Origin of the sequence: Arthrobacter sp. SAFR-023 (assembly GCF_051965295.1) — a bacterium.
Lineage (GTDB): Bacteria > Actinomycetota > Actinomycetes > Actinomycetales > Micrococcaceae > Arthrobacter.
The window spans coordinates 141,422-167,919 of record NZ_JBQCMF010000008.1 but is presented as its reverse complement, the minus strand read 5'-3'; the positions used below and the strand labels follow the sequence as shown (position 1 = coordinate 167,919).

Annotated in this window: 19 protein-coding genes and 1 pseudogene; 8 read left to right on the top strand and 12 right to left on the bottom strand. The window is 65.4% G+C overall.

Annotation, left to right across the window (positions count from 1 at the left end; genetic code table 11):
• Positions 1-328 precede the first annotated feature (328 nt).
• From ACTHQX_RS10770 to ACTHQX_RS10735, 8 genes and pseudogenes are all read right to left on the bottom strand, one after another.
• Positions 329-430: pseudogene (locus ACTHQX_RS10770) on the bottom strand (TetR/AcrR family transcriptional regulator); the annotation flags it as partial.
• Between the two features lie 71 nt (positions 431-501).
• Positions 502-798 (bottom strand): hypothetical protein, encoded by a 297-nt coding sequence (locus ACTHQX_RS10765; RefSeq protein ID WP_236806204.1) that lies wholly within the window; start codon positions 796-798, stop codon positions 502-504.
• Between the two features lie 79 nt (positions 799-877).
• Positions 878-1,933, bottom strand: a complete 1,056-nt coding sequence (locus ACTHQX_RS10760; RefSeq protein ID WP_440157499.1) for an LLM class flavin-dependent oxidoreductase — start codon at positions 1,931-1,933, stop codon at positions 878-880.
• 211 nt (positions 1,934-2,144) lie between these two features.
• Positions 2,145-3,602: a family 43 glycosylhydrolase gene (locus ACTHQX_RS10755; RefSeq protein ID WP_440157497.1), complete on the bottom strand. Its 1,458-nt coding sequence runs from the start codon at positions 3,600-3,602 to the stop codon at positions 2,145-2,147.
• 69 nt (positions 3,603-3,671) lie between these two features.
• Positions 3,672-4,688 carry a galactofuranose ABC transporter, permease protein YjfF gene (gene yjfF, locus ACTHQX_RS10750; RefSeq protein ID WP_440157495.1) on the bottom strand — a complete coding sequence of 339 codons (1,017 nt, stop codon included), beginning with the start codon at positions 4,686-4,688 and terminating at the stop codon, positions 3,672-3,674.
• Positions 4,688-5,731, bottom strand: a complete 1,044-nt coding sequence (locus ACTHQX_RS10745; protein WP_440157493.1) for an ABC transporter permease — start codon at positions 5,729-5,731, stop codon at positions 4,688-4,690. The genes yjfF and ACTHQX_RS10745 overlap by 1 nt, the downstream gene beginning before the upstream one ends.
• A complete protein-coding gene (locus tag ACTHQX_RS10740) occupies positions 5,728-7,254 on the bottom strand; it encodes a sugar ABC transporter ATP-binding protein (RefSeq protein ID WP_440157563.1) in 1,527 nt (508 codons plus the stop codon). The genes ACTHQX_RS10745 and ACTHQX_RS10740 overlap by 4 nt, the downstream gene beginning before the upstream one ends.
• 138 nt (positions 7,255-7,392) lie before the next feature.
• Positions 7,393-8,373 (bottom strand): ABC transporter substrate-binding protein, encoded by a 981-nt coding sequence (locus ACTHQX_RS10735; protein ID WP_440157491.1) that lies wholly within the window; start codon positions 8,371-8,373, stop codon positions 7,393-7,395.
• A 355-nt stretch (positions 8,374-8,728) separates the two neighbouring features.
• Here ACTHQX_RS10735 and ACTHQX_RS10730 point away from each other — a divergent pair, with 355 nt between their 5' ends.
• Positions 8,729-11,224, top strand: coding sequence for an alpha-L-arabinofuranosidase C-terminal domain-containing protein (locus ACTHQX_RS10730; RefSeq protein WP_440157489.1), 2,496 nt, complete (start codon positions 8,729-8,731; stop codon positions 11,222-11,224).
• Positions 11,225-11,434: 210 nt separating this feature from the next.
• Complete coding sequence (locus ACTHQX_RS10725) at positions 11,435-13,672, top strand: immunoglobulin-like domain-containing protein (protein WP_440157487.1); 2,238 nt, start codon at positions 11,435-11,437, stop codon at positions 13,670-13,672.
• 124 nt (positions 13,673-13,796) lie between these two features.
• Here ACTHQX_RS10725 and ACTHQX_RS10720 read toward each other — a convergent pair whose 3' ends face one another.
• Complete coding sequence (locus tag ACTHQX_RS10720) at positions 13,797-14,012, bottom strand: AsnC family protein (protein ID WP_236806207.1); 216 nt, start codon at positions 14,010-14,012, stop codon at positions 13,797-13,799.
• 110 nt (positions 14,013-14,122) lie between these two features.
• Between ACTHQX_RS10720 and ACTHQX_RS10715 the strand changes: the two genes are divergently transcribed.
• The gene (locus tag ACTHQX_RS10715; protein WP_440157485.1) at positions 14,123-14,656 is read left to right on the top strand and encodes a GNAT family N-acetyltransferase; all 534 of its coding nucleotides are present in this window, start codon (positions 14,123-14,125) and stop codon (positions 14,654-14,656) included.
• On the opposite strand, the gene ACTHQX_RS10710 is transcribed toward ACTHQX_RS10715, so the two are convergent.
• The 3 genes from ACTHQX_RS10710 to ACTHQX_RS10700 form a co-directional block, all read right to left on the bottom strand.
• Positions 14,622-15,923: an MFS transporter gene (locus ACTHQX_RS10710; protein WP_440157483.1), complete on the bottom strand. Its 1,302-nt coding sequence runs from the start codon at positions 15,921-15,923 to the stop codon at positions 14,622-14,624. The two genes, ACTHQX_RS10715 and ACTHQX_RS10710, sit on opposite strands and share 35 nt — an antisense overlap.
• Positions 15,920-16,381: a MarR family winged helix-turn-helix transcriptional regulator gene (locus tag ACTHQX_RS10705; RefSeq protein ID WP_440157481.1), complete on the bottom strand. Its 462-nt coding sequence runs from the start codon at positions 16,379-16,381 to the stop codon at positions 15,920-15,922. The genes ACTHQX_RS10710 and ACTHQX_RS10705 overlap by 4 nt, the downstream gene beginning before the upstream one ends.
• Before the next feature lie 138 nt (positions 16,382-16,519).
• A complete protein-coding gene (locus ACTHQX_RS10700) occupies positions 16,520-17,602 on the bottom strand; it encodes a LacI family DNA-binding transcriptional regulator (protein ID WP_440157479.1) in 1,083 nt (360 codons plus the stop codon).
• A 123-nt stretch (positions 17,603-17,725) separates the two neighbouring features.
• On the opposite strand from ACTHQX_RS10700, the gene ACTHQX_RS10695 reads away from it, so the two are divergent.
• The 5 genes from ACTHQX_RS10695 (at position 17,726) to ACTHQX_RS10675 (ending at position 26,430) form a co-directional block, all read left to right on the top strand.
• Positions 17,726-18,658, top strand: coding sequence for a carbohydrate ABC transporter permease (locus tag ACTHQX_RS10695; protein ID WP_440157561.1), 933 nt, complete (start codon positions 17,726-17,728; stop codon positions 18,656-18,658).
• 2 nt (positions 18,659-18,660) lie between these two features.
• Entirely contained in the window at positions 18,661-19,599 is a 939-nt protein-coding gene (locus tag ACTHQX_RS10690) for a carbohydrate ABC transporter permease (protein ID WP_440157477.1), read from the top strand.
• A 43-nt stretch (positions 19,600-19,642) separates the two neighbouring features.
• Positions 19,643-20,986 carry an ABC transporter substrate-binding protein gene (locus tag ACTHQX_RS10685; protein ID WP_440157475.1) on the top strand — a complete coding sequence of 448 codons (1,344 nt, stop codon included), beginning with the start codon at positions 19,643-19,645 and terminating at the stop codon, positions 20,984-20,986.
• 143 nt (positions 20,987-21,129) lie between these two features.
• Positions 21,130-23,169, top strand: a complete 2,040-nt coding sequence (locus ACTHQX_RS10680; RefSeq protein WP_440157473.1) for a beta-galactosidase — start codon at positions 21,130-21,132, stop codon at positions 23,167-23,169.
• A 66-nt stretch (positions 23,170-23,235) separates the two neighbouring features.
• The gene (locus ACTHQX_RS10675) at positions 23,236-26,430 is read left to right on the top strand and encodes a glycoside hydrolase (RefSeq protein WP_440157471.1); all 3,195 of its coding nucleotides are present in this window, start codon (positions 23,236-23,238) and stop codon (positions 26,428-26,430) included.
• Positions 26,431-26,498 lie beyond the last annotated feature (68 nt).

Below are 26,498 nucleotides of genomic sequence, written 5' to 3'. Positions count from 1 at the left end.
CAAGATCCGAAGCATGAACACGCTCGAGCCCGATGCGGCTCTCAAGCAGCAACTGGTTGATCGTAAGAGTCCCGGGGGAGTGGCTCGGATCTAAACTGCGTTGGCGGGCCGCGTCGCCGTCGTCGGAGATAGGACCCTGCTTCACCGTTTTCCTCGCTTTTTCTGCCGGTCTATCGGTCGTTCCACCATGAAGCGAAATGATGAGCTACTTTGGGCGTCAATTTCAAGGGTATGGAGGGAGTCAGGTCAAGTGGAGATGCGATCGAGCCTCCGGGTTCAAGATTGAAACGGCGACGCTGGAGATGAATTTGCGGTCGGGTCGCGGTGGCGCGAGGACGAGATCGTCCTTGGATGGGAAGTGACGGTAGAACGTCGACTTGGCAACCCCTGATGACTGGATCAATTCGTTGACGCCGACATCCCGTAGACCGCCGGGAGGGTGATTGTGGCATCAGTCAGTGTTGGTGCCTTCATGACACAGCCGACGGCAGGCGCCCGTCCCTAGGGCATGATTTTGTATACGTCGATAACAGTTTCCTCAGGCATGGAGGTAAAACCACCCTCGATTCCCTGCTGGAAACGAGGAAGAAGCGTATTGTCCCGGAACTGTTCCCAGCTCGCCTTGGAATCGTGGACAGCCATAATCGTCCAGCCGCCCGTCGAAGGACCGGCGGCATGAAAGATCTGCCCGGCGGGCAAGCGCCCTTCCCCCGGATGAACAGCGGCAATAGAGGCTTCGTACTGCTCCTTAGTGCCCTCTGCAAAGAAATGCACAATCCCGTATGCGGTGGCGTTCATAGCTGCTCCTCTGGATGATATGAATGGCCGGTGCAACCCATGCTGGACCCTTCCCGACTCCGCGGCAATGGGTACCAGATCATCCACTGCAGGTGGGCAAGGTCCCCGGAGTCCATCCCAGGGCGGGACCCAATTTGCCGGCGATGTCGGTGAGGATCTGGACGTAATCCTCGTGGTCGAAGCTGAAGGGCAGTGCGAAGGCCACCTCGTCGACTTCCCGGAATCCTGCGTGGGCGTACAGCTGCTGGGCGATGTCATCGCTGGTGCCGATGAGATCCGGGGCGAACAGCATGCCCTTTGGCCCCTGCAGCGCCCGTGTGCGGGGAGTCCGCTCATCGACGTACCGCTGGTACTTTTCCCGCTGACCAGTCGACGCTGAATCGGTCGGGATCACCACCAAGCCCTGGGAGACCCGGGCCGGCGCATGCGTGTGGGCTGACGCGGCGGCTTCCCGGAAGGCCCGGATCTGCGATTGCTGAACTATGGCAAAGTCCGGTTCCTGATCCGTGCCGGGAAAGAGCACACTGCTGGAGAGCAGATTGAAGCCGTTTGCCCCGGCCCAGACGGCCGACTTCATGCTGCCCGCCCCGTACCAAAGGCGGTCCCGCAGCCCGGGAGAGTGCGGCTCGACGCGGTTGGAGAATTCCTCGACCACGCCTTGCTTGCCGGAAAAGTCCCGCACCGGTTCCCCTGCGATCAGGCGGGCAAGCCGATCCACGCGGCCGTAGCCGAAGTCCTCCAGCTCTGAGGAATCCGGGTACAGCTCGTGCTTGACTGTGTCGTAGTGCATTGGTTCCCCCACGCTCAGCCCCGGATTGATGCGTCCCCCGGCGAGCAGGTCCACGGTGGCCAGGTCTTCGGCCAGGCGCAAGGGGTTTTCCCAGCCCAGCGGGGTTACCGCGGTTCCAAGCTCGATCCGGGAGGTGCGCTGGCTGGCGGCGGCCATCATCGCAATGGGGGAGGAGATGCCGAACTGCAGATGGCGGTGCCGCAGCCAGGCGCTGTCGAATCCAAGCCGCTCACCAAGTTCGATGATGTCTAAAGTGGATTGGTGGCCCGCGGCGGGAGCCGCCGGATCGAACAGGCCAATAGTCAGGAATCCAAGCTTTTGTAAGGGACGTGAGGCGTCGGGCATGGGCTTCCTTCGGGATCGGAGTACGGCTAATCCTCAGAATATGCGCCCGACCTGGCGGTTCTGCCGGCGGACACAAGAATGCAGGGCCGGCGGATTAACCGCCGGCCCTGCATTCATCGCAACCTGCATCAGGCAATTACCACATCACCAGCGAGTCACACTTACCAACGCGCCCCGGAGCCGGAGTGTGCCGGAGTCTAGGAGCGCAGCCTCAGGAGCGCAGGAAGAACGTGGCCGCAGCCCGCTCGTCCTTCCCCACCTTCGCCAAAACGAGGGCCCCGTTCCGAAGCAGCAGATAGGAACCCGGCATATCGACCGACTCGAACGAGACGCCGGCAGCATCGGAGAGGCCGCCCCGCTGCAGCAAGGCCGACGACGACCCCTCCGTAGTAGCGATCGAAACCGCTGACCCCTGCATCCGGAGATAACGGCCCTTGGTCAGGATCGGTTCGATGACCACCGAGTTCTTTTTGGCGTACCCCGGGGCGAGCCGGAACTGGGACGCGCCCAGCGCCGGGGAAGAAGCGGCGGTGACGGTGACGCCGTCGTGCGCCAGGAAAGTGCCGGAAGCCGAGGCGGGTTCCAGGCGGACCGGCAGTTCGCCGTCGCCCACCGGTACACCGAAGTTTGGTGTACCGTCCGCGTTCCAGTACAGCCGCTGGACCCGGGCGTGCCGGTTGGGGTCGTACAGCGGATCGCCCACGATGTTCCGGTAGGACCGCGCGTGATACACGAGCACGTCGTTGCCGGCCTCATCGACGGTGAAGGAGTTGTGGCCCGGGCCGTACTGCTTCGAGCCCTCGTTGGTGGTGAACACCGGAGTGGGTGTCTTCGTCCAGGATGCTGCGTTGAGCAGGTCGGCGCCGGCGTCGGCCGTCAGGAGGCCCATGCAGTAGTTGGCGTCCGTGGCGCTCGCGGAGAAGGTGACGAAGATGCGGCCGTTCCGCTTGATCACCGCGGCGCCTTCATTGACCTTGTAGCCGCGGGTCTCCCAGTCCAGCGTCGGCACGGCAATGCGGACCGGGGTGCTGGAGAGCGTCGACGGCGACGACATGGAGGCGATGTACAGGCTGGAGTTCACGCCGGTGTCGCTCTGCGCCCAGAGCAGGTAGCGCGTGCCGGCGTGCTCGAACGTCGTGGCGTCCAGGGAGAACGTGTCGGCGTGCGTGTAGACGCGGACCGGTGCTCCCCAGACGGCGTTGGTCGGGTCCGCCGCATCGGTGGAAATCACGTAGATCCGCACCCGGAACACGTCGTTGCTGTCGCCGGCGGCGAAGTAGATGTGCCACTTTCCGTCGAAGTGGTGCAGCTCGGGCGCCCAGATGTGGCCGCCCATGGTTCCGGAAGCGGGCCGGGTCCACACCACCGCTTCGGAAGCGCTGCCCAGTCCGGCAATGGTGGGGGAGGAGCGCACGACGATGCGGTTGTACTCGGGCACCGAGCCGGTGAAGTAGTACTTGCCGTCCGTGTGCTTCATGAGCCACGGGTCCGCCCGCTGCGGCACCACCGGGTTGATCAGCGGAGCCGAGCCGGCAGGAGCTGCGGCGGCTGGGGACGCAGCCGCCAGGGCCCCCCCTCCGGCACCCGCGACAGCGAAGGCGGCGGCTGCGGCGGTTCCGGAGCCGAGGAAGAGCCGGCGGGAGAACGGGCGGTTGACGGAATCATTCATGCTGAAAAACGTCCTTTCGACGTGCGGAGATGACGTGCGGGAAGGTGAGGTGCGGGAAGGGGACAGCAGTTAGCCGGCTTTCCGGGCGAAGAGCCGCTGCAGCAGGATGAAGACGAGGAGCAGGCCGCCGATGACGATCTTCGTCCACCAGGAACTGAGGGTTCCGTCATAGGCGATGAAGGTCTGGACGATCCCCAGGACCAGGACGCCGACGACCGATCCCAGGACGTAGCCGGTGCCGCCGGTGAGCAGTGTGCCGCCGATGACCACGGCCGCGATGGCGTCGAGCTCCATGCCCTGGGCCGCGAGACTGTAGCCGGAGAGGCTGTAGAAGGAGAACAGGATGCCGGCGATCGCCGAGCACAGGCCGCTCAGGGCGTAGACCAGGATCTTGGTGGCCTTTACCGGCAGGCCCATCAGCATCGCGGAGTGTTCGTTGCCGCCGATCGCGTAGACCGTGCGGCCGAAGCGCGTGTGGTGCAGGACGAAGAAGGCCACGGCCACGATTCCGAGGGCCAGCAATACGCCGGGGGAGACGAAGAGGTCCCCGGGCAGCGGGATCTGCGCTTGCGCCATGCCGGTGAAGAATGCCTCGTTAACCGGGATCGAGTCGAGGCTGATGACGTAGCAGAGGCCGCGGGCCAGGAACATGCCGGCCAGGGTGACGATGAAGGGCTGGATGTCGAAGTACTGGATGATCAGCCCCATCAGGAGCCCCAGCCCGCCGCCGATGAGCAGCACCAGGACGATGACAGCCCCTGGGTTCCAGCCCTGCTGCAGGAGCGTGGCGCTCACCATCATGGACAGCGCGACGACGGCCCCCACCGAAAGGTCGATGCCGCCGGTGAGGATCACGAAGGTCATGCCGACGGCGAGCACGATCAGGAAGGTGTTGTCGATGAACAGGTTCAGGAAGACCTGGCCGGAGAGGAAGCTCGGGTACATTCCAGCACCCACGGCGAACATGGCGATGAACAGACCCACGGTGGCAAGCGTCGGCGCATAGCGTGCACCCCCGCGGAGGCGGTTGCGCGCCGGTGAGGGTTTCTTGACGGTCAGGGGCGTAAGCGTGGACAGCGGGGACATCAGATGGCGACCTTTTCCTTTGCGGCTTCCTGAGCGGCGGGCTTGGGTGCCGCCTTGAGGCGGCTGAGCAGGTTCCGCGCCTTCGACGCCTGCAGCAGGCACACGGTGATGACCACGAGTGCCTTGAACACCAGCGTCACTTCCGGCGGGATGCCCAGGGTGTAGACGGTGGTGGTCAGGGTCTGGATGATGAAGGCCCCGACGACGGTCCCCACCAGGGTGTACCGCCCGCCTGCCAGCGACGTGCCGCCGATGACCACCGCCAGGATCGCGTCCATCTCGATGTACAGGCCGGCGTTGTTGGCGTCGGCCGCCGTGACATTGGAGCTGATCATCAGGCCGGCGATGGCGGCGCAGACTGCACTGAAGACGTAGACGATCCACATGATGTTCCGGGCACGGAGCCCGGCCAGACGGCTGGCGACCGGATTGATCCCGACCGCCTCGATCAGGGTTCCCAGCGCGGTCCGCCGGGTGAGGACCGCCGCCAGGGCGAAGACAGCCGCGGTGATCAGAATGGAGATCGGAAGAGTGAACAGGTACCCGGCGCCGATCGACTTGTAGGAGTCGTTCGACACGGAGACGATCTGGCCGCCAGTGATGAGCTGGGCCACGCCTCGCCCGGCCGTCATGAGCACCAGCGTGGCGATGATCGGCTGCACGCCGATGGTGGACACCAGGAAACCGTTCCAGACTCCCAAGACAAGGCCGGCGACGACGGAGATAAGGACCGCCATTGCGGCCGTCACCGGGGATCCGGGCTCGGGGGAAGCGGCAATGTAGGCGCAGGATGCCGCGCCGGCAATCGCCACCACCGCACCCACCGAAAGGTCGATGCCGCGGGTGGCGATGACCAGCGTCATGCCGAGGGCGATGAGGATGGTCGGGGCGCCGTTGCGCATGATGTCGATCAGGCTGCCGTAGAGGTGCCCGTCCTGCATCCGAAGGCTCATGAAATCGGGCCTGAAAACCTGGTTCAGCAGCAGCAGCGCTGCGAGGGCAATCACCGGCCACGCAAGGCGGTGTTTCAATAGGGATTTCACTGTGTACCTCCGGCGATGACCGTCATGACGTCTTCCACGGAGACGCCGTCGTTGTTGATTTCGGCGACCATTGCCCTGTCCTTGATGACCGCAACGCGGTCGCTCACGCGCAGCACTTCCTCGAGCTCGGAGGAGATGAAGAGGATGGACATCCCGCCGGCCGCCAGTTTGTTGACGAGCTTCTGGATCTGGGTCTTGGCGCCGATGTCGATGCCGCGGGTGGGCTCGTCGAGGATCATGAGTTCCGGGTGGGTCACCAGCCAGCGGGCCAGGAGCACCTTCTGCTGGTTTCCGCCGCTGAGGTTGCGGATGAGGGCCTCGGGGTTGGCCGGCCGGATGTCGAGGGCTTCGATGTATTCGGCCACCAGCTCGTCCTGGACGCGGCGGGGGATGCGGCGCGCCCAGCCCTTGCTGGCCTGCATGGCCAGCACCAGGTTGACGCGGACGGTGAGGTCGCCGATAAGGCCTTCCTCCTTGCGGTCCTCCGAGCAGAAACCGATGCGCTTGTCGATGGCCGTGCGCGGGGAGCGGATCTTCTGGCCCGCGCCCTTGATTTTGATGGAACCTTCGTCGGCCTTGTCGGCGCCGAAGAAGAGCCGCGCGATCTCCGTCCGTCCGGCACCGAGCAGGCCGGCCAGACCCACCACCTCACCCGGATAGATGGACAGGTCCACGTTGGAAACCGAGCCCTTCCGGCCAAGGCCCTTGGCCTCGATGAAGGGCGTTACGCCGGCGCCATTGCTGGCGCGCGTCCGGGCGGGGGCCTGGTCCAGTTCCGCCAATGCTTCCATGTCCTTGCCGATCATCTTGGAGATGAGGCTCATCCGGGACAGGTCGCGGGTCAGGTATTCGCCCACGAGTTTGCCGTTGCGCAGGACGGTCATCCGGTCCGAGATCTCGTAGACCTGTTCCAGGAAGTGGGAGACAAACAGGATGGCGACACCGCGGTTGCGCAGGTCCCGAATGACACGGAAAAGCTGACTGACCTCGTCGGCGTCCAGGCTCGACGTCGGCTCGTCCAGGATGAGGACCTTGGCGTTGATCTCCACCGAGCGGGCGATGGCGATCAGCTGCTGGACGGCGATGGAATGGGTGGACAGCAGCGATCCGGGATCGATGTGGTCCAGCTGCAGTTCGGCGAGGACCTCCCGGGTCCGGGACCGCACGCCTTTCCAGTCGATGGAACCCCGACGGCGGGGCTCGCGGCCCAGCAGGACGTTTTCCTCAACGGTGAGGTTGGGGCAGAGGTTGACTTCCTGGTAGACGGTGCTGATGCCGGCCGCCTGGGATTCGCCCGGCGTCGAGAACCGCTTCGGTTCGCCGAGTACCGTGATGGCACCGGAGTCGATGGTGTACACGCCGGTGAGGGCCTTGATCAGCGTGGACTTGCCGGCGCCGTTCTCGCCCATCAGGGCGTGGACTTCACCCTGGAAGAGGCGGAAGTCGACGCCGTCGAGCGCCTTAACTCCTGGGAATCCAATAGCTATGTCGGTCATCTCGACGACCGGAACGATTTCGTTCATCCTCATGTCTTTTCTGTGCGAGGTCTGCCATGCAACTGGCTGCCATGCGACGGGCTGTGTCTTGCCATGCGGCGGTCCGTGCGGCGGCGGTGATCCGCCGCCGCACGGACGAACAGGAGATCGCGGTTCAGTTATGGATCAGTAGGGGCGGCTGGCAAGAACCTGCTTGGCCTGCTCCTGGGTGAAGGTGGTCTCCTCAGTGACCACGCGCTCGGGCACGCTTTCGCCGGCGATGACCTTCTTGGCCAGATCCATGAGCTGGTCGCCCAGCATGGGGCTGCACTCGACGATGTAGTTGATCTTGCCGTTGCTCAGGGCGGTCATGCCGTCCTTGACAGCGTCGATCGTGATGATCTTGATGTCCTTGCCCGGAACCTTGCCGGCGGCTTCGATCGCCTCGATGGCGCCCAGGCCCTCGTCGTCGTTATGGGCGAACACGACGTCGATGTCGGCGTTGTTTTTCAGGAAGGCCTCCATCACCTGCTTGCCGCCGCTGCGGGTGAAGTCACCGCTCTGCGAGGCGACGATCTTCAGGTCCGGGTCAGCCTTGATGGCCTCCGCGAACCCTTCCTTCCGGTCGTTCGCCGGCGCGGATCCGGTGGTGCCCTGGATCTCGACGATGTTGACAGGTTCGCTCGCCTTGGATTGCTCCACAAGCCATTGGCCGGCCTTCTTGCCTTCCTCCACGAAGTCCGAGCCGAGGAACGTCTTGTACAGCGTCTTGTCCGAGGAGTCGACGGCGCGGTCGGTCAGGATGACAGGAATCTTCGCGTTCTTGGCTTCCTTCAGCACCGTGTCCCAGCCTGACTCCACCACGGGGGAGAAAGCGATGACGTCGACCTTCTGCTGGATGTAGGAGCGGATCGCCTTGATCTGGTTCTCCTGCTTCTGCTGCGCATCGGAGAACTTCAGGTCCACTCCGGCCTTCTTCGCCGAATCCTGGACGGACTTGGTGTTGGCGGTGCGCCAACCGCTCTCCGCGCCGACCTGGGCGAAGCCCATGGTGATCTTGTCATCGCCGGAGTTACCGGCAGCACTGCCGGCGCCCGCGGTTCCACCGCACGCAGTGAGGGTAAGCATTGATGCGGCGGCCACCGCAAGCAGGGATTTCTTAAACACAACATCCTCCCGGAAGCGTTAGTTACATGCAGGCGGGAGACTTCAACACCGCCATTGCTGCAAGTGAGCTGATGCGCTCTGTGGATCATTGTGAACGCTAACAATCTGGCCCGTCAAGTAGCTTCAGTCACAATTTCGAAGCACTCGCGGAATGTCTGTCGATTTTGGGAATGCCCTTTACAAGAGCAGAAAGATGTCGAATACTCGACTCCGGTCGGCGATTTGTTAGCGTTCACAAAGGAGGCTGCTTTACACCGCAGCCCGGTCAAGCCCGCGCCGGCGAACCGTTCAATGGAGAAAGGCCTTTCCTTCCATGCCATCAAAACCATCAAGTCCCGCCAGGCGGACCTGCACCATGGTGCTAGCCGGGTCCCTGACGGCCGCGCTGCTGTCCATGACGCCGGCCCTGGGCGCCAATGCTGAAGCGGGTGAGAACCGGACCATCAGCATCGACGCCGCCGGCTCCGGGCCTTCGATCGATTCGACCATGTACGGAGCCTTTTACGAGGACATCAACCAGGGCGCCGACGGCGGCATCTACGCGGAACTCGTCCAGAACCGGTCCTTTGAATTCAACTCCGGGGACAACCGCACTTACACCGCGATGACCGCCTGGGAAACCCTGAAGCGTGGCAGCGACGGAACAGTCGCCGTCGTCAATGACGGCAACCGGCTGAATGAAAACAACCGGAACTACCTGCAGATCGACGCCACCGCCGCCGGCGCGGGAAGCGGCGCCGGAGTGGGGGTGCGCAACAGCGGCTGGAACGCCGGGCAGAAGCTCGAGGCGCACAAAAAGTACAACTATTCGGTGTGGGCACGCACGTCCAACCCGGCCGGATCCACCCTCGCCGTGACGCTGGAGACCCCGGAGGGCACCCGCCTGGACATCGCCACCATCAAGGTCAAGGGCGACAGCTGGGCCAAGTATGAGGTGACCCTGTCGCCCAAGTCCTCCACGGGCGCCGGCCGGCTCACCACCCTCGTCCAGGGAACCGGCACCGTCCGGCTCGACATGGTTTCGCTGTTCCCCAAGGACACCTGGAACGGCAGGGAAAACGGGCTCCGCAAGGACCTCGCCGAGAAGATCAATGACCTGAACCCCGGATTCCTGCGCTTCCCCGGCGGCTGCATCGTCAACACCGGCAGCTACGACACCTACTCGGCGCCTGACTACACGCGGGCTCGCACCTACCAGTGGAAAGACACCATCGGGCCGGTTGAACAGCGTCCGGCCAACCGCAACTTCTGGGGTTACAACCAGACCTACGGCCTCGGGTACATGGAGTACTTCCAGTGGGCCGAGGACATGGGCGCCGTCCCCGTACCGGTGGTCCCGGTGGGCGTGACGGGCTGCGGCGACACCAACCAGGCCCCGGACCAGGCCACGCTTGACCGCTACATCCAGGACACGCTGGACCTGATCGAGTTCGCCAACGGCGACGCGAGCACCGAGTGGGGCGCCAAGCGGATCGCCTACGGCCACCCGGCACCGTACAACCTGGACCGCATCAGCCTGGGCAACGAGGAGTACAAGCCGGCGTTCAAGCAGTACTTCACCCAGTTCTACAACGCCGTCCGGAAGGCCCACCCCGAGATCAAGATCATCGGAAACACCGGACCGTTCAGCCAGGGCCCGGAGTTCGAGGACCTCGCCAACTTCAACGCCACAACAGGCGTGGACCTCGTGGATGAGCACTACTACAACGAGCCGTCCTGGTTCCTGAACAACAACCACCGCTACGACTCCTACGACCGCAACAGCTACAAGGTTTTCCTCGGCGAATACGCCTCCAAGGGAAACAAGCCGGAGAACGCCCTGGCCGAAGCCTCCTACATGACCGGCCTGGAACGGAACGCGGATGTGGTCAAGATGGCGTCCTACGCGCCGCTGATCGCGAACGAGGCCAACACGCAGTGGAGCCCGGACATGATGTTCTTCAACGGAACGTCCGTGCGGACCACCCCCAACTACGAGGTCCAGAAGCTGTTCATGAACAATGTGGGCACCCAGGTGGTTCCGAGCACGCAGGACAACCCTGCCTCCACCGTGGCGCCCATTTCCGGCAAGATCGGCCTGTCCACTTGGGCCACCTCCGCCCGGTACGACGACGTCAAGGTCACCGGGGCGGACGGCGGCACCCTGTTCAGCGACGACTTCTCGGGAACGGCGTCTGCCTGGACCGGCAACGGCACCGGATCCTGGTCCATCCAGGACGGCGGTTACGTCCAGTCCAGCACTACTGCCCAGAACACGATGGTCACCGCCGGAAACGCCGACTGGAGCAACTACACGCTCAGCACCAAGGCCACGAAGCTCGCCGGATCTGAAGGCTTCCTGGTTTCCTTCGGTGTCAAGGACACCGGAAACTACTTCTGGTGGAACCTGGGTGGCTGGAACAACACGAAGTCCGTCGTCGAAAAGGCCGTCAACGGCGGCAAGACGAACGTCATCGAAAAGAACACCACCATCCAGACCGGGCATGAATACGACATCCGGATCGAGGTCTCCGGGCGCACGGCAAAGCTCTACCTGGACAACGTCCTGTGGGGCACGGTGGACGACACCCAGGCCGACCCCGTCTACTCCGTGGTCACCAAGGACGCCAAGTCCGGCGACACCATCGTGAAGGTGGTCAACACGAAGGCCGAAAAGACGCCGGTGGACATCAAGGTGGCAGGCGGAGCCAACATCAGCTCCTCGGCCGCGGTGACCACGCTGACCCAGACGGCCGACGGGCAGAACCTGGCTCCGGCGTCGAGCACCTTCAGCGGGGCCGGAGCGGCATTCACCTACGAGTTCGAGCCCAACTCGGTGACCTTCATCCGGCTCGCCCAAGCCCGCAAGTAGCCGAGCCCGCAAGTAAACAGCACACCAAAGCCATGGCTTTGACCGGGAAGGCCCGGCTGGATTGCACAGCCGGGCCTTCCCCTTTGAGCCAGCCAGTCCGACGTCGTCCGTACCCGATTGCTTTTTCCCACCATTTCAACAGCGTTCCCAGTCCAACAGCCTTCCCATTTCAAGCAGCGGCCTTCGGGCCGCCCGAACGAAAGAGTCTCAATGTCCCCTACCTCCGCACGGGTCCGCACAGGCCCGGCACTGATTGCCGCCGCAGCGCTGGCGCTCGGCGGGCTGGCAGCCGGAGCACCGGCCCATGCCGCCGTCGACGACGGCCTGGTCCTTAAATACAACCTGACAGAAACCTCCGGCACTGTGGCGGCGGACAGCTCCGGCAACGGCCGCAACGGCGTGATTAGTGGTGACGCCACCACGCTGGGCAGCGAAGGGCTGCAGCTCGGCGGCACCAATGCCCACGTCCGCCTCCCGAACGACGTCATGCGCGGGCTCGGCTCCATCACCGTCTCCACGGACGTGAAGATCGCCGCGGACCAGGGCGCCCCCTACTTCATCTGGGGGATGGGCAACACCACCAACGGCACCGGCAACGGCTACCTCTTCACCACCGGCAACGCGTACCGGACCTCCATCGCCAGTGGCAACTGGTCCACCGAACAGACCCTCAGCGCCAACCGCGACCTGGCACGCGGGGCCTGGAAGACCATCACCTACACGCTCAGCGGCGGCACCGCCGTCCTCTACGAGGACGGCACCGAGGTCGCCCGGAAGACCGGCGTCACCATTACCCCGGGAAGCATCGGGGGAGGAACGACGACGGCGAACTACCTCGGGCGGTCCGTCTACAGCGGCGACAAGTACCTCAAGGGGCAGGTCCGCGACTTCCGGATCTACAACCGTGCACTCTCGGCCGACGAGGTGCGGGAGCTGGGCTACGTTTCCCCGGAGCAGCGCGTTGCCCTCGATCTGCAGGACCTGTCGCTGGGGGACACCTCCGCCGTGACCGCCAACCTGAAGCTGCCGCTGACCGGGCCCAATGGCTCGGCCTACACCTGGTCCTCCTCGGACCCGGCCATTGTGTCCGCCCAGGGAGCCGTGACCCGCCCGGCCCACGGAACAGGAGATGCGACGGTGACGCTGACCGCCACGGCCACCTCAGGCGGGGCATCGGCGTCGAAATCCTTTACCGTCACGGTGCCGGAGGACATCAGCGACGACCGGAAGGTTGCTGAGGCCGCCGCAGCCCTGAACGTGTGGGACGCGGATGCGATCCGCGGGAACATCACCCTGCCGACCGCGGGGCTGTACGGCACCAAGGTGGCATGGGAGTCGAGCGATACCGCGGCGATCGCGGCCACGGGCGAGGTAACTCGGCCGGCCTACGGCAGCGCTCCGGCGAAGCTGAACCTGCACGCCACTGTGTCCCTCGGCAAGACCAAGGACAGGAAGAAGTTCCGGGTCACGGTGCTGCCGCTGCCCAAGGCGGAGGCCAAGGAAGGTTATGCCTTCGCTTACTTCACCGGCAACGACCTCGCCGGCGAGAACATCTACATGGCAGCCAGCCGCGGCAATGACGCCCTCAAGTGGGACGAACTGAACGGCGGCCAGCCCGTCCTCAAGTCCGGGCTCGGCACCAAGGGCCTGCGCGATCCGTTCATCATCCGTTCCCCGGAGGGCGACAAGTTCTACATGATTGCCACGGACCTCTCCATCGGCGGCGGCACCAGCTGGGACTCCTCCCAGCGCCAGGGCAGCCAGTACATCGAGGTCTGGGAATCGACCGACCTGGTGAACTGGTCCGGACAGCGGCACGTGAAGGTCTCGCCGGACACCGCGGGGAACACCTGGGCGCCGGAAGCGCACTACGACGAGAAGATCGGCGCCTACGTCGTCTACTGGGCCTCTAAGATCTACGCCGACAACGACCCCAACCACACGGGCGGCACGCACAACAAGATGATGTACTCCACCACCCGCGACTTTAGGACCTTCACCGAGGCCAAGGTCTGGAACGATCCCGGCAACTCGGTGATCGACTCCACCGTCATCAAGGAGGACGACACCTACTACCGGTTTACCAAGGATGAGGGGCAGGTCTCGGGCTGCCTGGACATCATGCAGGAAAAGTCGGGTGACCTGCTTGCCGTCGACGTGCCGGCCACGACCCCGCGCAACTGGTCACTGATGGCTAACTGCATCGGCAAAAAGGCCGGAACGGGCGGAGTGGAAGGGCCCACCATCTTCAAGTCGAACACCGAGGAGAAGTACTACCTGTTCGTCGACGAATTCGGCGGCCGCGGCTACATTCCGCTGGAAAGCGCCAGCCTGGAGAACCCGGACTGGAAGCTCTCCACCAACTACGAGCTGCCGCGGGCTCCGCGCCACGGCACGGTCCTGCCCGTCACCAAGGCGGAGCTGGATAGGCTGCACGCGCAGCTGTAATCCAGCCCGACGATTGGAGTTTTTGTCCAGATAATGGCTTCTGATCCGCCCCCAACCCGCGGTATCTGGACAAAAACTCCCCCGCAGCCAAGGGGCTTCGCCGGTACTGGTGAAGCCCCTTCGTTTATTTCTTGCCGTACTTCTTGTGGACAGCCTGCTTGCTGACGCCGAGGGCATTCGCAATCGCCTCCCAGGACAGACCCGCCAGGCGTGCCCGCCGGACCAGGGCTGCTTCCGCCCGTCCGATTTCGCGATGCAGCTCAGCAACGGCCTGCAGGCCATTCACCGGGTTGTCGCCGTCCATGGATCCCACCAATGTTCTCAACCGGTCCACCTCCATGGCGTCAACCGTAGTTGACGAATCTCGGTGCGTCAATGAAAGTTGACGTCAATCCCGGGCCTACAATCCTTTGTAGTGATTTTCGCCCGCCCGCAAACATCGGAGTTTCTATGATCCGGAAAGCCCTCGCCGGCGATGCTGCTGCCCTGGCTGACCTGGCGGCGGCCACTTTCCCGCTCGCGTGCCCGCCGGGATCCTCGCCGGAGGACATTCGGCTCCACCTCATGCGGACACTCAGCGAGGGCAACTTCGCCGAGTACCTTGCCGACAGCAAGATCGCCATCCTGGTGATCGACGAAGCCGGCCGGCTTGACGGGTACACCCTGCTGGTCGACCGGCAGTCAATGGACCCTGACGTGCTCGGCACCTTGGGTGGACAGCGGTCGGTCGAGCTGAGCAAGTGCTACGTGCATCCGGACCACCACGGACGGGGCGCTGCCTCCACGCTCATGCGGGCCTCTTTGGACTGGGCCGCGGAGCAAGGGGCAGCAAGTGTCTGGCTCGGGGTCAACAGCCAGAACGCCAAGGCCATCCGTTTCTACGAAAAGTCAGGCTTCACCAAAGTCGGGACGAAGTCATTCACCCTGGGCGACTCCGTGGAGAGCGACTTCATCCTGGAGTGCCACCTTCCGCGGAAGGGCTGACGACGGCGCTCCCGTGAGGCGCCCGCCTCCTCGGCAAGGAGGCGAGTAGCTGCTGCCGCAAAGTCAGCCGGCTGCTCCGGACCACCACGATCACTGCGAGCAATCCTGTCAGCAGCACGACGGCGCCGCCGGCCGCCACAGACCAGCGGGCACCGAAGGTGCTGCCGAGCCAGCCCATGAGCGGGGCCCCCAAGGCGGTCCCGCCCTGCAGGGTTGCCAGATAAAGGGCAAGCACTCGTCCCCGGAACTGCGGCTCCACTGAGAGCTGGATGCTCGTATTGCAGCTGTTCAGGAAGGTAATCGAGGCGAGGCCCACCGGGACCAGGACCGCGGCGTACAGCCAGAACGACGGCGAGACGCTGCCGATCAGGGTAAAGAGGCCCAGACCCAGCGCTCCACCAAGCAGGAAACGCAGCCGGGGCCGGGACCGGCGTGCTGCGAGCAGTGCTCCGGCCAGTGTCCCGACAGCCATGATGGAGCCCAGGAGTCCGAATTCCCCGGGCCCCATGCCGAATTCCGCCGTGGCCATCAGGGCATTGGTGATGGGGAAGTTCATGCCGAAGGCCCCCAAGATGCCCACCAGGACGAGGATCAGCACCAGATCCGGGCGGCGGCGGACGTAGCCCAGTCCCTCGGCGACCTGGTGTTTACTGCGGACGGCCGGCGCGGCCGGGACCAGCTCCGCTGCGCGGATCCGGGCCAGCGAGATCAGGACTGCAGCGAAGCTGGCAGCGTTGAGAAGGAAAACGGGGCCGGTGCCCACCCAGGCAATGAGCACTCCCGCGACCGCGGGTCCTGTAAGCCGGGCGGTGTTGAAGGAGGCGGAGTTGAGGGACACTGCATTGGCGATATGGTCCTGTCCCACGAGTTCGGAGACGAAGGACTGCCGTGCCGGCCCGTCAATGGCGCTGGCCAGCCCGAGGCAGAGAGCGGCTGCGTAGACATGCCACAGTTGCGCCGCTCCGGTCACCACCAGGAGCCCGACGACCAGCCCGCACAGCCCCATCGCCGACTGTGTCCACAGCAGGATCACGCGTTTGCGGTGCCGGTCCGCGAGCACTCCTGCGTAGGGGCCAAGCAGCAGCATGGGAAGGAACTGCAGGGCCGTGGTGATGCCGACGGCGGTGCCGGAGTGGTTCGTGAGAACGGTCAGGATCAGCCAGTCCTGTGCGACCCTCTGCATCCAGGTGCCGATGTTGGAAATGAGGGCCCCGCCGGCCCACAGCCGGTAGTTGCGGTTCTGCAGTGCCCGGAAGGTGGTGCTCATCGGCCGCTCATCTCCTGCATGATCTGCGCGGCGCGGCTGAGGGTCAGTCGGTCCTCACGGCTCAGTCCGGCGACCCGGCGGGCCAGCCAGGCCGTCCGCTGTTCCCGCGCCTCTTCCAGGACGTCAACACCGGCAGGGGTGATGCCTACCTGAATTTGGCGGCCGTCCTCCGGATGCGATGACCGGGACACAAACCCCTGCTCCGCGAGGGCGTTCACGATGCGGGTCATCGAAGGCGCCTGTACGTGCTCCCGTGCCGCCAGCTCCCGGGGCGTGCGCGGGCCGTCGCTGTGGAGCTGGGCCAGCACCGTGTACTGGCCAGGGGTGATGATGTCTCCGGTCGCTTCGACCCGGAGCCGGCGGGAGGTCCGCATCACGGCGGTCCGCAGGTCGATCGCCAGGATGTCCGGCCTGATGGATTGTGCGGTTTCTTGGTGTGCCGCTTCGGTCGCAGGCATTGCGGAAGTGCGCCTCCTTTTGGTTGGCGGGTTAGCTAGCAAATTAGTCAGCAGTTTAGTTAGCTAAGCTAATTAGCTCCTCTAATCATCATCCTCCGCGTGCTCCTGCGAGGCAACCCATGGCTCGGCGTATGTGAGCTATTTCGCCTTCGGTGCGGCCGTGCTTGCCCGGATCACGAGTTCGGTGGGCACCAGGGTGACCCCGGGTTCGGTGGTGTTGGTACGGATCTGCTGCAGGATGTTGTCCACGCACCGGTTGCCGACGTCGGCGAAGTTCTGGTGGACCGTGGTCAGAGGGGGAGCGTACGAGGAGGCTTCGGGGACGTCGTCGAACCCGACCAGGCTGATGTCCTCGGGAACTGATTTTCCCTTTTCCCGGAAGGCCCGCAGGAGGCCCAGGGCCATGTGGTCATTCGCCGCGAACACTGCCGTGCAGGCGGGTTCGCCGGCGAGCCGGAGCCCAGCCGCATAGCCGGAGTCCGCTGACCAGTCCCCGCGGAGCACTGGCGGCACTGTTTTGCCGGCGGCGGTAAGGGCGCTGCGCCAAGCGGCGGTGCGCCGTTCGGCGGCGAAGGATTCTTCGGGGCCGGCGACGTGCCAGACCGTCTCGTGGCCCAGATCCAAAAGGTGCCGGACTGCTTTCCGGGCACCGTCGGCCTGGTCGGTGTCCACCACGCTGTACTGCTCGCCGGCGTCGGAGTCGACGACGACGACCTTCACTCCCGGGGGCAGCGTAACCGTCGCTGCATCCAGGAGGTGGACCTCCATGATGGCGATCACCCCGTCGACGGCAAGTTCGCCCATGCGGGAGAACGCACCCTGGATCCCGGCCTGGGTGGGGGCGGTCACCGGGATCAGCGTGATGGCGAAGTCCTGCCGGGCGGCGTGCAGTGCGATGGCCTCAAGGGTGCGCATGTTCCCCAGCGAAGACAGCGAGAACGTGATCACCCCGATGGTCCGGAAACTCCCGCGCTTGAGCGCCCGCGCCGCGCTGTTGGGCCGGTATCCCAGTTCGTTCATCGCCGCAATGACCTGGCGCCGCGTGCTTTCGATGACGTCCGGGCTCCCGTTGGACACCCGGGAGACCGTTTGGGAGGAGACGCCGGCGAGCTTCGCTACGTCGGCCATGGACACCTGCGGCTTGCGTCGCAGCGCGGCACCTGCCGCGCCCTGTGCAGCGGACAGATTGTGGACCGGGGGTTGACCGGGTTCGTGCTCCATGTCACCATCGTACCAATCATGTTTGCGCAAACACTAACAAAAGCTCACATCGATGTTTGCGCAAACAGAACACTTCCCGTCACCCGCCAAGTGACGCAGCCCTACAGAGGACCCTTCATGACAATGACGTCCCCGCAAGTCGCAGCGCGAGCCGGAGAGGCTACGCCGGCTGGCCGGACAACCCGCCGCGCCAACCGCCGTTCCTGGGCAGGCTGGTGGTTCATCGGCCCGTTCATGGCCGTGTTCGCCCTGGTTTTCCTGGCCCCGATCGCCTACTCCATCTACCTGAGCGTTTTCCGCAACCAGCTCATCGGCGGTACGGCGTTCGTGGGCCTGGACAACTACGCTCGGGCCCTGGGCGACGCGCAGTTCTGGTCCGCGCTGGGGCGGGTTTCCCTGTTCCTGGCAGTCCAGGTTCCGGTCATGCTGTTCATCGCCCTCGTTGTGGCCCTCGCCCTGGACAGCGGCCGGCTTTACGGAAGGTCGTTCTTCAGGATCTCGATTTTCCTTCCCTACGCCGTGCCGGCGGTCGTCGCCACGCTCATGTGGGGCTTCATGTACGGCACCCGCTTCGGCCTGGTGGGAAACATCAACCAGGCCTTCGGCCTCAACCTGCCCAGCCCGCTCTCCTCGGAACTGGTGCTGGCCTCCATCGGAAACATCGTCACCTGGGAATTCATCGGCTACAACATGCTGATCTTCTACTCCGCCCTGACTGTCATCCCCAAGTCGCTCTATGAGGCAGCCGAGATTGACGGCGCCGGCCAGCTGAGGGTCATCACCGCCATCAAGCTGCCTGCCATTCGCGGTGCCATCGTGGTGGCCAGCATCTTCTCCGTGATCGGCAGCTTCCAGCTCTTCAACGAGCCCAGCATCCTCAAGAGCCTCTCACCCAACACCATCTCGACCTACTTCACACCCAACCTGTACGCCTTCTCCCTGTCGTTCTCCGGGCAGCAGTACAACTACTCCGCCACGGTGGCGATCATCATGGGGCTGATTACCATGGCCATTGCCTATGCCGTCCAGGTGCGCGGCATGCGAAAGGAGCGCTGACCATGAGCGTTCAGACAACCGCCCGTCCCGGCAGCGCCGGCGCAGCATCCCCGGCAAAACTGCGCACCACGCGTCTGCGGTCCCCCCGGACAGGGCGGCGTTCGCGCCGGAGCGTGGCTCTGACTCTCCTGATGGGCCTTGTCCTGCTCTACAGCCTGGCCCCGCTGTTCTGGCTGCTGGTCAACGCCACTAAAACCCAGGACGGCCTCCTCAACTCCTTCGGCCTCTGGTTCGACGCCGATTTTGCCCTCTGGGACAACATCGCCCGGACCGCAACGTACGACGGCGGGATTTTCCTTCGCTGGTTCGCCAACACGGTCCTCTACGTCGTGCTCGGCGCCGGCGGCGCCACGTTCCTGGCCGTCCTCGGCGGCTACGCGATGGCGAAGTTCGACTTCCCGGGCCGGAAGGCCGTGTTCGCCGTCGTGATTGGCGCGGTGGCCATCCCCGGCACGGCCCTCGCGGTCCCCACGTTCCTCATGTTCAGCCAGATGGGGCTCACCAACACTCCGTGGGCCGTGATCATCCCCTCGCTCATCTCGCCCTTCGGCCTGTACCTCATGTGGACCTTCGCCTCCGAGGCCATCCCCACCGAGATCATGGAGTCCGCCCGGATCGACGGCGCCAGCGAGGCACGCACGTTCTTCCAGGTCTGCCTGCCGCTGCTGACTCCGGGCATCGTCACCGTGCTGCTCTTCACCATGGTGGCCACCTGGAACAACTACTTCCTGCCGCTGATCATGCTGAAGAACCCGGACTGGTACCCCCTCACCCTGGGCCTGAATGCCTGGAACGCGCAGGCCGCCACCGCTGGCGGGGAAGCCATCTTCAACCTCGTCATCACCGGCTCCCTGCTCACCATCCTGCCGCTGATCGCAGCGTTCCTGCTGCTCCAGCGCTACTGGCAGTCCGGCCTTTCCGCCGGAAGCGTCAAAGAATAACGCCCCGTCCACCCTCATCAACAACGCAGTTAGAAGGAAGACCATGATCAAGACCCTGACCCGCCGCGGCCTGCTGCAGAGCTCCGCCGTCGCCGCCGCGCTCGCCTTGGGGCTCACCGCCTGCGGAGGCGGCGGCAACGCGGCGCCGCAGCAAACGGTCAACAGCGACGCCGTCGAGCAAGCCCTCCAGAAGGGCGGCAAGCTGACGGTGTGGGCCTGGGACCAGTCGCTGAAGAAGGTCGCCGAAGGCTTCGAGGCCAAGTACCCCAACGTGGACGTCAACCTCGTCAATGCGGGCACCGGCAACGACCAGTACACCGCCCTGCAGAACGCCATCTCCGCCGGCTCCGGCGTGCCCGACGTCGCGCAGATCGAATACTACGCACTTCCGCAGTTTGCCCTCAGCAAATCGCTGGCAGACCTCGGCCAGTTCGGCGCCGCCGACCTCGACGGCACCTTCACGGCCGGCCCGTGGTCCTCGGTGCAGGCACAGGGCGGCGTCTACGGCCTTCCCATGGACTCCGGCCCCATGGCCCTGTTCTACAACAAGGAACTGTTCGACAAGCACGGCATCGCAGTCCCCACCACGTGGGATGAATTCCTCGAGGCCGGACGCGCGCTGAAGAAGGCGGACCCCAAGGCCTACATCGCCAACGACACCGGGGACGCCGGGTTCACCACCAGCATGATCTGGCAGGCCGGCGGCAAGCCCTACCAGGTGGACGGCACCAACGTCGGCGTGAACTTCTCCGATGAAGGGTCCACCAAGTTCGCCGAGACCTGGCAAAAGCTCATCGACGAGGACCTGCTGGCCCCCATCAGCTCCTGGAGCGACGAGTGGTACAAGGGCCTGGGCAACGGAACCATCGCAACCCTGTCCACGGGCGCCTGGATGCCGGGGAACCTCGTCTCCGGCGTCGCCGACGGGGCCGGCAAATGGCGGGTCGCCCCTCTGCCGCAGTGGGAGAAGGGTGCCACCAGCAGCTCCGAAAACGGCGGCAGCTCCCTGGCCATCCCCGCCGCCGGCAGCCAGGCCGCGCTCGCGTACGGCTTCCTGAAGTACTCCAACGTGGAGGAAGGCGTCCAAACCAGGATCGACGGCGGGGCGTTCCCCGCCACCTCAAGGGACCTCGCGTCCGAGAAGTTCCAGAACACCCAGTTCAAGTACTTCGGCGGCCAGAAAGCCAACCAGATCTTCGCCGAATCAGCGAAGAACGTTCCCGCCGGCTGGTCCTACCTGCCCTTCCAGGTCTACGCGAACAGCATCTTCAACGACACCGCCGGCCAGGCCTACGTCTCCGGCACCAAGCTCAAGGACGGCCTGACCGCATGGCAGAAAGCCTCGGTCAAGTACGGCACCGAGCAGGGCTTCACGGTCAAGGAATAACAGCCCGGGCAAGCCCACCCGGCGGACGCGCCAGCCCGGCGCGTCCGCCGCCATCCCAGCACACAGCCACCAAGCACACGGCCATCCCAGCTTCGCGGCCGCCCAAATGCGCCCTACCCAGCCGCGCCCAAAATAGGAGATCCATGTCCCTCGCCACCAACCACCGCTGGCTGCGCTGGCCGTCCCAGGACACCAAGCGGCTGGCCTTCGGAGCCGACTACAACCCCGAGCAGTGGCCCCGCGAGGTCTGGGCCGAAGACGTCCGCCTCATGCGGGAAGCCGGAGTCAACATCGTCTCCCTCGCCATCTTCTCCTGGGCCCGGCTCCAGCCCACGCGGGATACCTGGGACTTTTCCTGGCTCGACGACATCATCGACCTGCTCCACGCCAACGGCATCGCCGTGGACCTCGCCACGGCCACCGCCTCCCCGCCGCCATGGCTCGCCGCCGAACACCCGGAAATCCTGCCGGTCACCCACAACGGCGAAACCCTCTGGCCTGGCGGCCGGCAGCACTGGCGGCCCACATCGCCGGTCTTCCGCGAGCACGCGTTGACCCTCGTGCGCACCATGGCGGAGCGGTACAAGGCCCACCCCGCCGTCTGCGCCTGGCACGTTTCCAACGAACTCGGCTGCCACAACATCTATGACTATTCCGACGACGCCGCGGCCGCCTTCCGCCTCTGGCTGCAGAACCGCTACGGCACCCTTGAGGAGCTGAACACTGCCTGGGGGACCGACTTCTGGTCCCAGCGCTACGCGGACTGGAACCACATCTTCCCGCCGCGGCAGGCAGCGTCCTATCCGAACCCCACGCAGCAGCTGGACTTCAAGCGCTTCTCCTCGGACTCACTGCAGGACTACCTCCGCGCCGAACGCGACATCCTCAACAGCATCACCCCGGACATCCCCGTCACCACCAATTTCATGGTGATGGGGGAGACAAAGGGAATGGACTACGCAGCCTGGGCCGCCGACGTCGACTTCGTCTCGAATGACCACTATGTGGTCCCGGGCCCGCAGGACCACGACGAGCTGTCCTTCTCCGCGAACCTGACCGGCAACATCGCCGGCGGCAGCCCCTGGTTCCTCATGGAGCACTCGACCAGCGCCGTCAACTGGCAGCCCGTGAACACGCCCAAGAAGCCCGGGGCCCTCGCCCGGGACTCGCTCACCCACGTGGCCCACGGGGCAGATGCGGTCTGTTTCTTCCAGTGGCGGCAGTCGCGCGCCGGGGCGGAAAAGTACCACTCCGCGATGGTGTCGCACGCCGGCAGTGACAGCAGGCTCTTCCGCGACGTCAGCGCCCTGGGGCGGACCCTTGGCGAACTTTCGGCGATCACGGGCAGCCGACGAGAGCCGGCAAAGGCTGCGATCCTCTTCGACTGGGACTCCTGGTGGGCCAGCGAGCTGGACTCCCATCCGACCGACCGGCTCCGCTACCGGCAGGAGGCCCTCGACTGGTACTCCGCGTTCCTGGCCAGCGGCATCCGCGCCGATGTCCTCCCGGCGGCGGCCTCCCTAAAGGGGTACCAGCTGGTCATCGCGCCGGTCCTGCACGTGGTGCCGGCGGAGCTGCGTTCGCGGCTGACGGCTTTCGTCGAAGCAGGCGGGCACCTCGTGACCACCTACTTCTCGGGCATCGTGGACCAGAACGACCACGTATGGCTGGGCGGATACCCCGGCGCCCTCAGCGACCTGCTGGGGATCCGGGTGGAAGAGTTCGGGCCGCTGGCTCCGGGGGAAGAGGCCACACTCGACGACGGGTCAACCGGAACGCTGTGGGCCGACTCGGTGGCCACCATCTCGGGCGACACGAAGGTCCTGCGCCGGTTCACCTCCGGCGACCATGCCGGCGAACCGGCCGTGACCCGGCGCACCGTGGGCAACGGATCCGCGGGCTACGTGGCGACGCGCCTCGGACCCGACGGCCTGGTCCCGGTCCTGCGGGGATTCGCGCACCTGGCCGGCGTCGAGTCTGAACTGCCCGCGGAACTCCGTGGCGCCGTCGAACTCACCGTCCGCACAGGCGAAGACGGGCGCTTCCTGTTCCTGATCAACCGCACGGACCAGGCCGTCGACATCTCGGGGGTCCCCGGAACCGCGCTCACGCGCAAACGTACTGCCGAACGCACCGCCAAGCTTGCCGCCCGCGGCGTGACCGTTCTACACAACCCCCGCTAAACCAAAGCCCCAAATAAAGCAGCAGTCCCCAGAGATCAGCAGCATCACCGCACCGAAGGGAATTCAATGACGAACAGATCCAGACGGCCCTGGGCCGTGACCGCCGCCGGCGTTACCGCGGCGGTCTTCTCCGCAGGGCTCGTGGCCGGCCCCGCGCTCGCCGCACCGGCACCGGCCAAGCCAGCCGATGAAACCGTGCCGGCGGGCGCCGTGACGGTGCGGCCGGACCCGTCCTACCAGGGCGAGGCCTTCGAAGGCTGGGGCACCAGCCTGGTCTGGTTCGCCAACGCCACCGGTGACTATCCGGACGAAGTCCGCAACAAGCTCGCGGACATGGTTTTTGGCGACGACGGGCTGAACCTCAACATCGCGCGGTACAACGTCGGTGGCGGCAACGCCCCCGACGTGAAGGACTACCTCCGTGCCGGCGGCGCCGTCGAGGGCTGGTGGAAGGCGCCCGCCGGCACCACGCGGGAGGATAAGGACTGGTGGGATCCGGCGAACCCGGAGCACTGGAACCTCGACGCCGACCAGACGCAGCGCTGGTGGGTGGACCGGATCAAGAACGACGTCACGCACTGGGAGGCCTTCAGCAACTCCCCGCCGTGGTTCCAGACGGTCAGCGGCTACGTTTCGGGCGGCTTCAACTCCTCGCAGGACCAGCTGCGGACCGAAAGCGTTGACGATTTCTCGTCCTATCTGGTGGGCGTCGTCAAGCAGCTTGAAAAGGCCCACGGCATCAAGATCGACACGATCGATCCCATGAACGAACCGAACACGCCGTACTGGGGAACCAGCCTCAACGCGTCCGGACAGCCCGTCGGCGGCCGGCAGGAAGGCGCCCACATGGGCCCCGAACTGCAGCAGAAGGTGGTTCAGTCGCTGGCCAAGGCCTTGGCCAGCGCGGACACCGGCGCCGTCATCAGCGCCATGGACGAGACCAACCCCTCGACGTTCGCCAACAACTGGAACAGTTACTCCGCAGAAGCCAAGGAGAACGTCGCACAGCTCAACGTCCACACCTACGGGACCGGGCAGCGGACATCCGTCCGGGACATCGCTAAGGGCGAGGACAAGCCGCTCTGGATGAGCGAGACCGGTGGCTCGTGGATGGACGGGCAGAACTTCACGAGTATGCAGCCCGGCCTTGGCCTGGCCCAGCACATGGTCAATGACCTCCGCGAGCTGGAGCCCGAGGCCTGGGTGTTCTGGCAGCCCGTTGAGGACTACAACAACATGAAGCCGGGCGGCGAAAGCGCCATCGGCTCCAACTGGGGCGAGATCCAGTTGCCGTTCGACTGTGCCGCCGGGGACACCCTCGAAAGCTGCCCGATCTACACGAACACCAAATACAACACCGCGCGGAACTTCACACACTTCATCAAGCCCGGGGACCGCCTGGTTACCGTGAACGACCTGAACAGCGCAGCCGCGGTCTCGGACTCCGGCGCCACCGTGGTGCACGTGAACGACAGCAAGCAGCAGCGACCCGTGGCCCTGGACCTCTCCGGATTCGGAGCCGTCCAGGGAAACGCCACCGTGACGCCGGTGACCAGCGACGCGTCCGGCGCGCTGGTGGAGGGCGAGCCGGTCGCCGTCGGAAAGGACCGCACGGCGGTCCTCACGGTGCCCGCCGAGTCCGTCACGACATTCCTGGTCAACGGTGTGCACGGCGTGGCGAAGGACGCCGCCCTCGTGCAGGCGGACCACGTCTACAGCCTCAAGGGTGTGGAAAGCGGAAAGTCCCTTACCCAGGGAACCGGCAGCGCCGCCGTCATCCGTTCCGGCGCCGGCGCGGACCAGCTGTGGAACATCCGCCGCCTCAGCGGCGAAAACAGCAGCCGTGCCCGCTACGCCATTGAAACGGCCGACGGCGGGCGGCAGCTCGCCGTCGTCGACGGAACGCCCGAGCTGGTGCCGGCGGAGGCAACGCCGGCCGAGCCCTCGCAGTGGACCATGTCCACCACCGGCGACGGCACGTACACGTTCGTCAATGCGGCCACCGGCCGGCTCCTCGAGGTTGGCGGTCATGCCACCGCGGACGGGTCGCCGGTGACGCTGTGGACCGCCAACTCCGGTGAGAACCAGCGGTGGCGGGTCATCGATGAAACTGTCCAGGGATTCCAGAACGCCACAGCCTTCACGGTGCCCGGGACCACGCCGCAGCTGCCCGCCACGGTGGTCCCCGTCTACCGCGGTGGCGCCCGCGGCGAACTGCCGGTGACCTGGGCGATGCCACCGGAGAGCCGGTGGAGCAAGTCCGGAACCGTCGAGGTGCGCGGAACGGCGACGGACGTCCTGGGGGCGGCCCATCCGGTGACGGCCAAGGTCACCGTCGACACCCTGGTGGCGACGCTCCCGGCGAAGGCCAAGACCTACGTTGGTGGGACGCCCGCCCTGCCCGCTACCGTGACCGCGCTGACTGCCGGCGGCAGCAAGGTGGAGCGGCCGGTAATCTGGGACGCGGCTCCCGCTTTCACCGAGACAGGCGTGGCCAGTGTGGCGGGCACGGCTGACGCCGCCGACGGCCGGACGCTGCCGGCCACCGTTCGCGTCCAGGTCACGGCGGGAACGGCAGACAACGTGGCCGACGACGGCGGTGCCACGTTCAGCGCCTCCTTCACCGAGCCGGGGTACGGCACGGCCGGACTGGGCAACGGCAACCTGACGGACAAGGCCTGGTCCAACTGGAAGTCGGGCACCAAGAACACCACCGACTCCCTTACTGTCTCTCTGGCACAGCAGAAGACGGTGACCGGCGTGAAGGTCCACTTCTACCGCGACGGATCCACCGACAGCTACGCCCAGAGCCTGCAGGTTCAGACCAGGGCGGTCGACGGCACGTGGAAGAACGCCGGTGCTGTGGTGCCGGTCCCCGGCGGCAGCCCCGCCCCGGCGGTCACGGTTCCGGTGGCTAACGTGGACACCAAGGACGTGCGTGTGGTGCTCACTGCCCGCACCAACACCCACATGACGGTCAGCGAGGTCCAGGTTTTGGCCTCGGCTCCGGGCCAGTCCTCCGACGCCGCCGCAACCCGGATTTCCGTCAACGGCCAGCCGCTGGCCGGCTTCGACCCGGACGTCACCGCCTACCGGTCTGAGGCTCAGGGAGGGCGGCAGGAGGTCACGGCCACCGCAGCAGACCCGTACGCGACGGTCACCGTGCAGCCAGCTGACAGGCAGACGGGAACCGCCGTGGTCACCGTCAAGAGCGAAGACGGAAGCCAGACCCGGACCTACGAGGTGGTGTTCGGCCGGTAGTAGCCTGGCGTTCCTATAAGTCAGGTGGGTGCAGGGCACCGGGTGCGTCCCAACAGGGGCACCCGGTG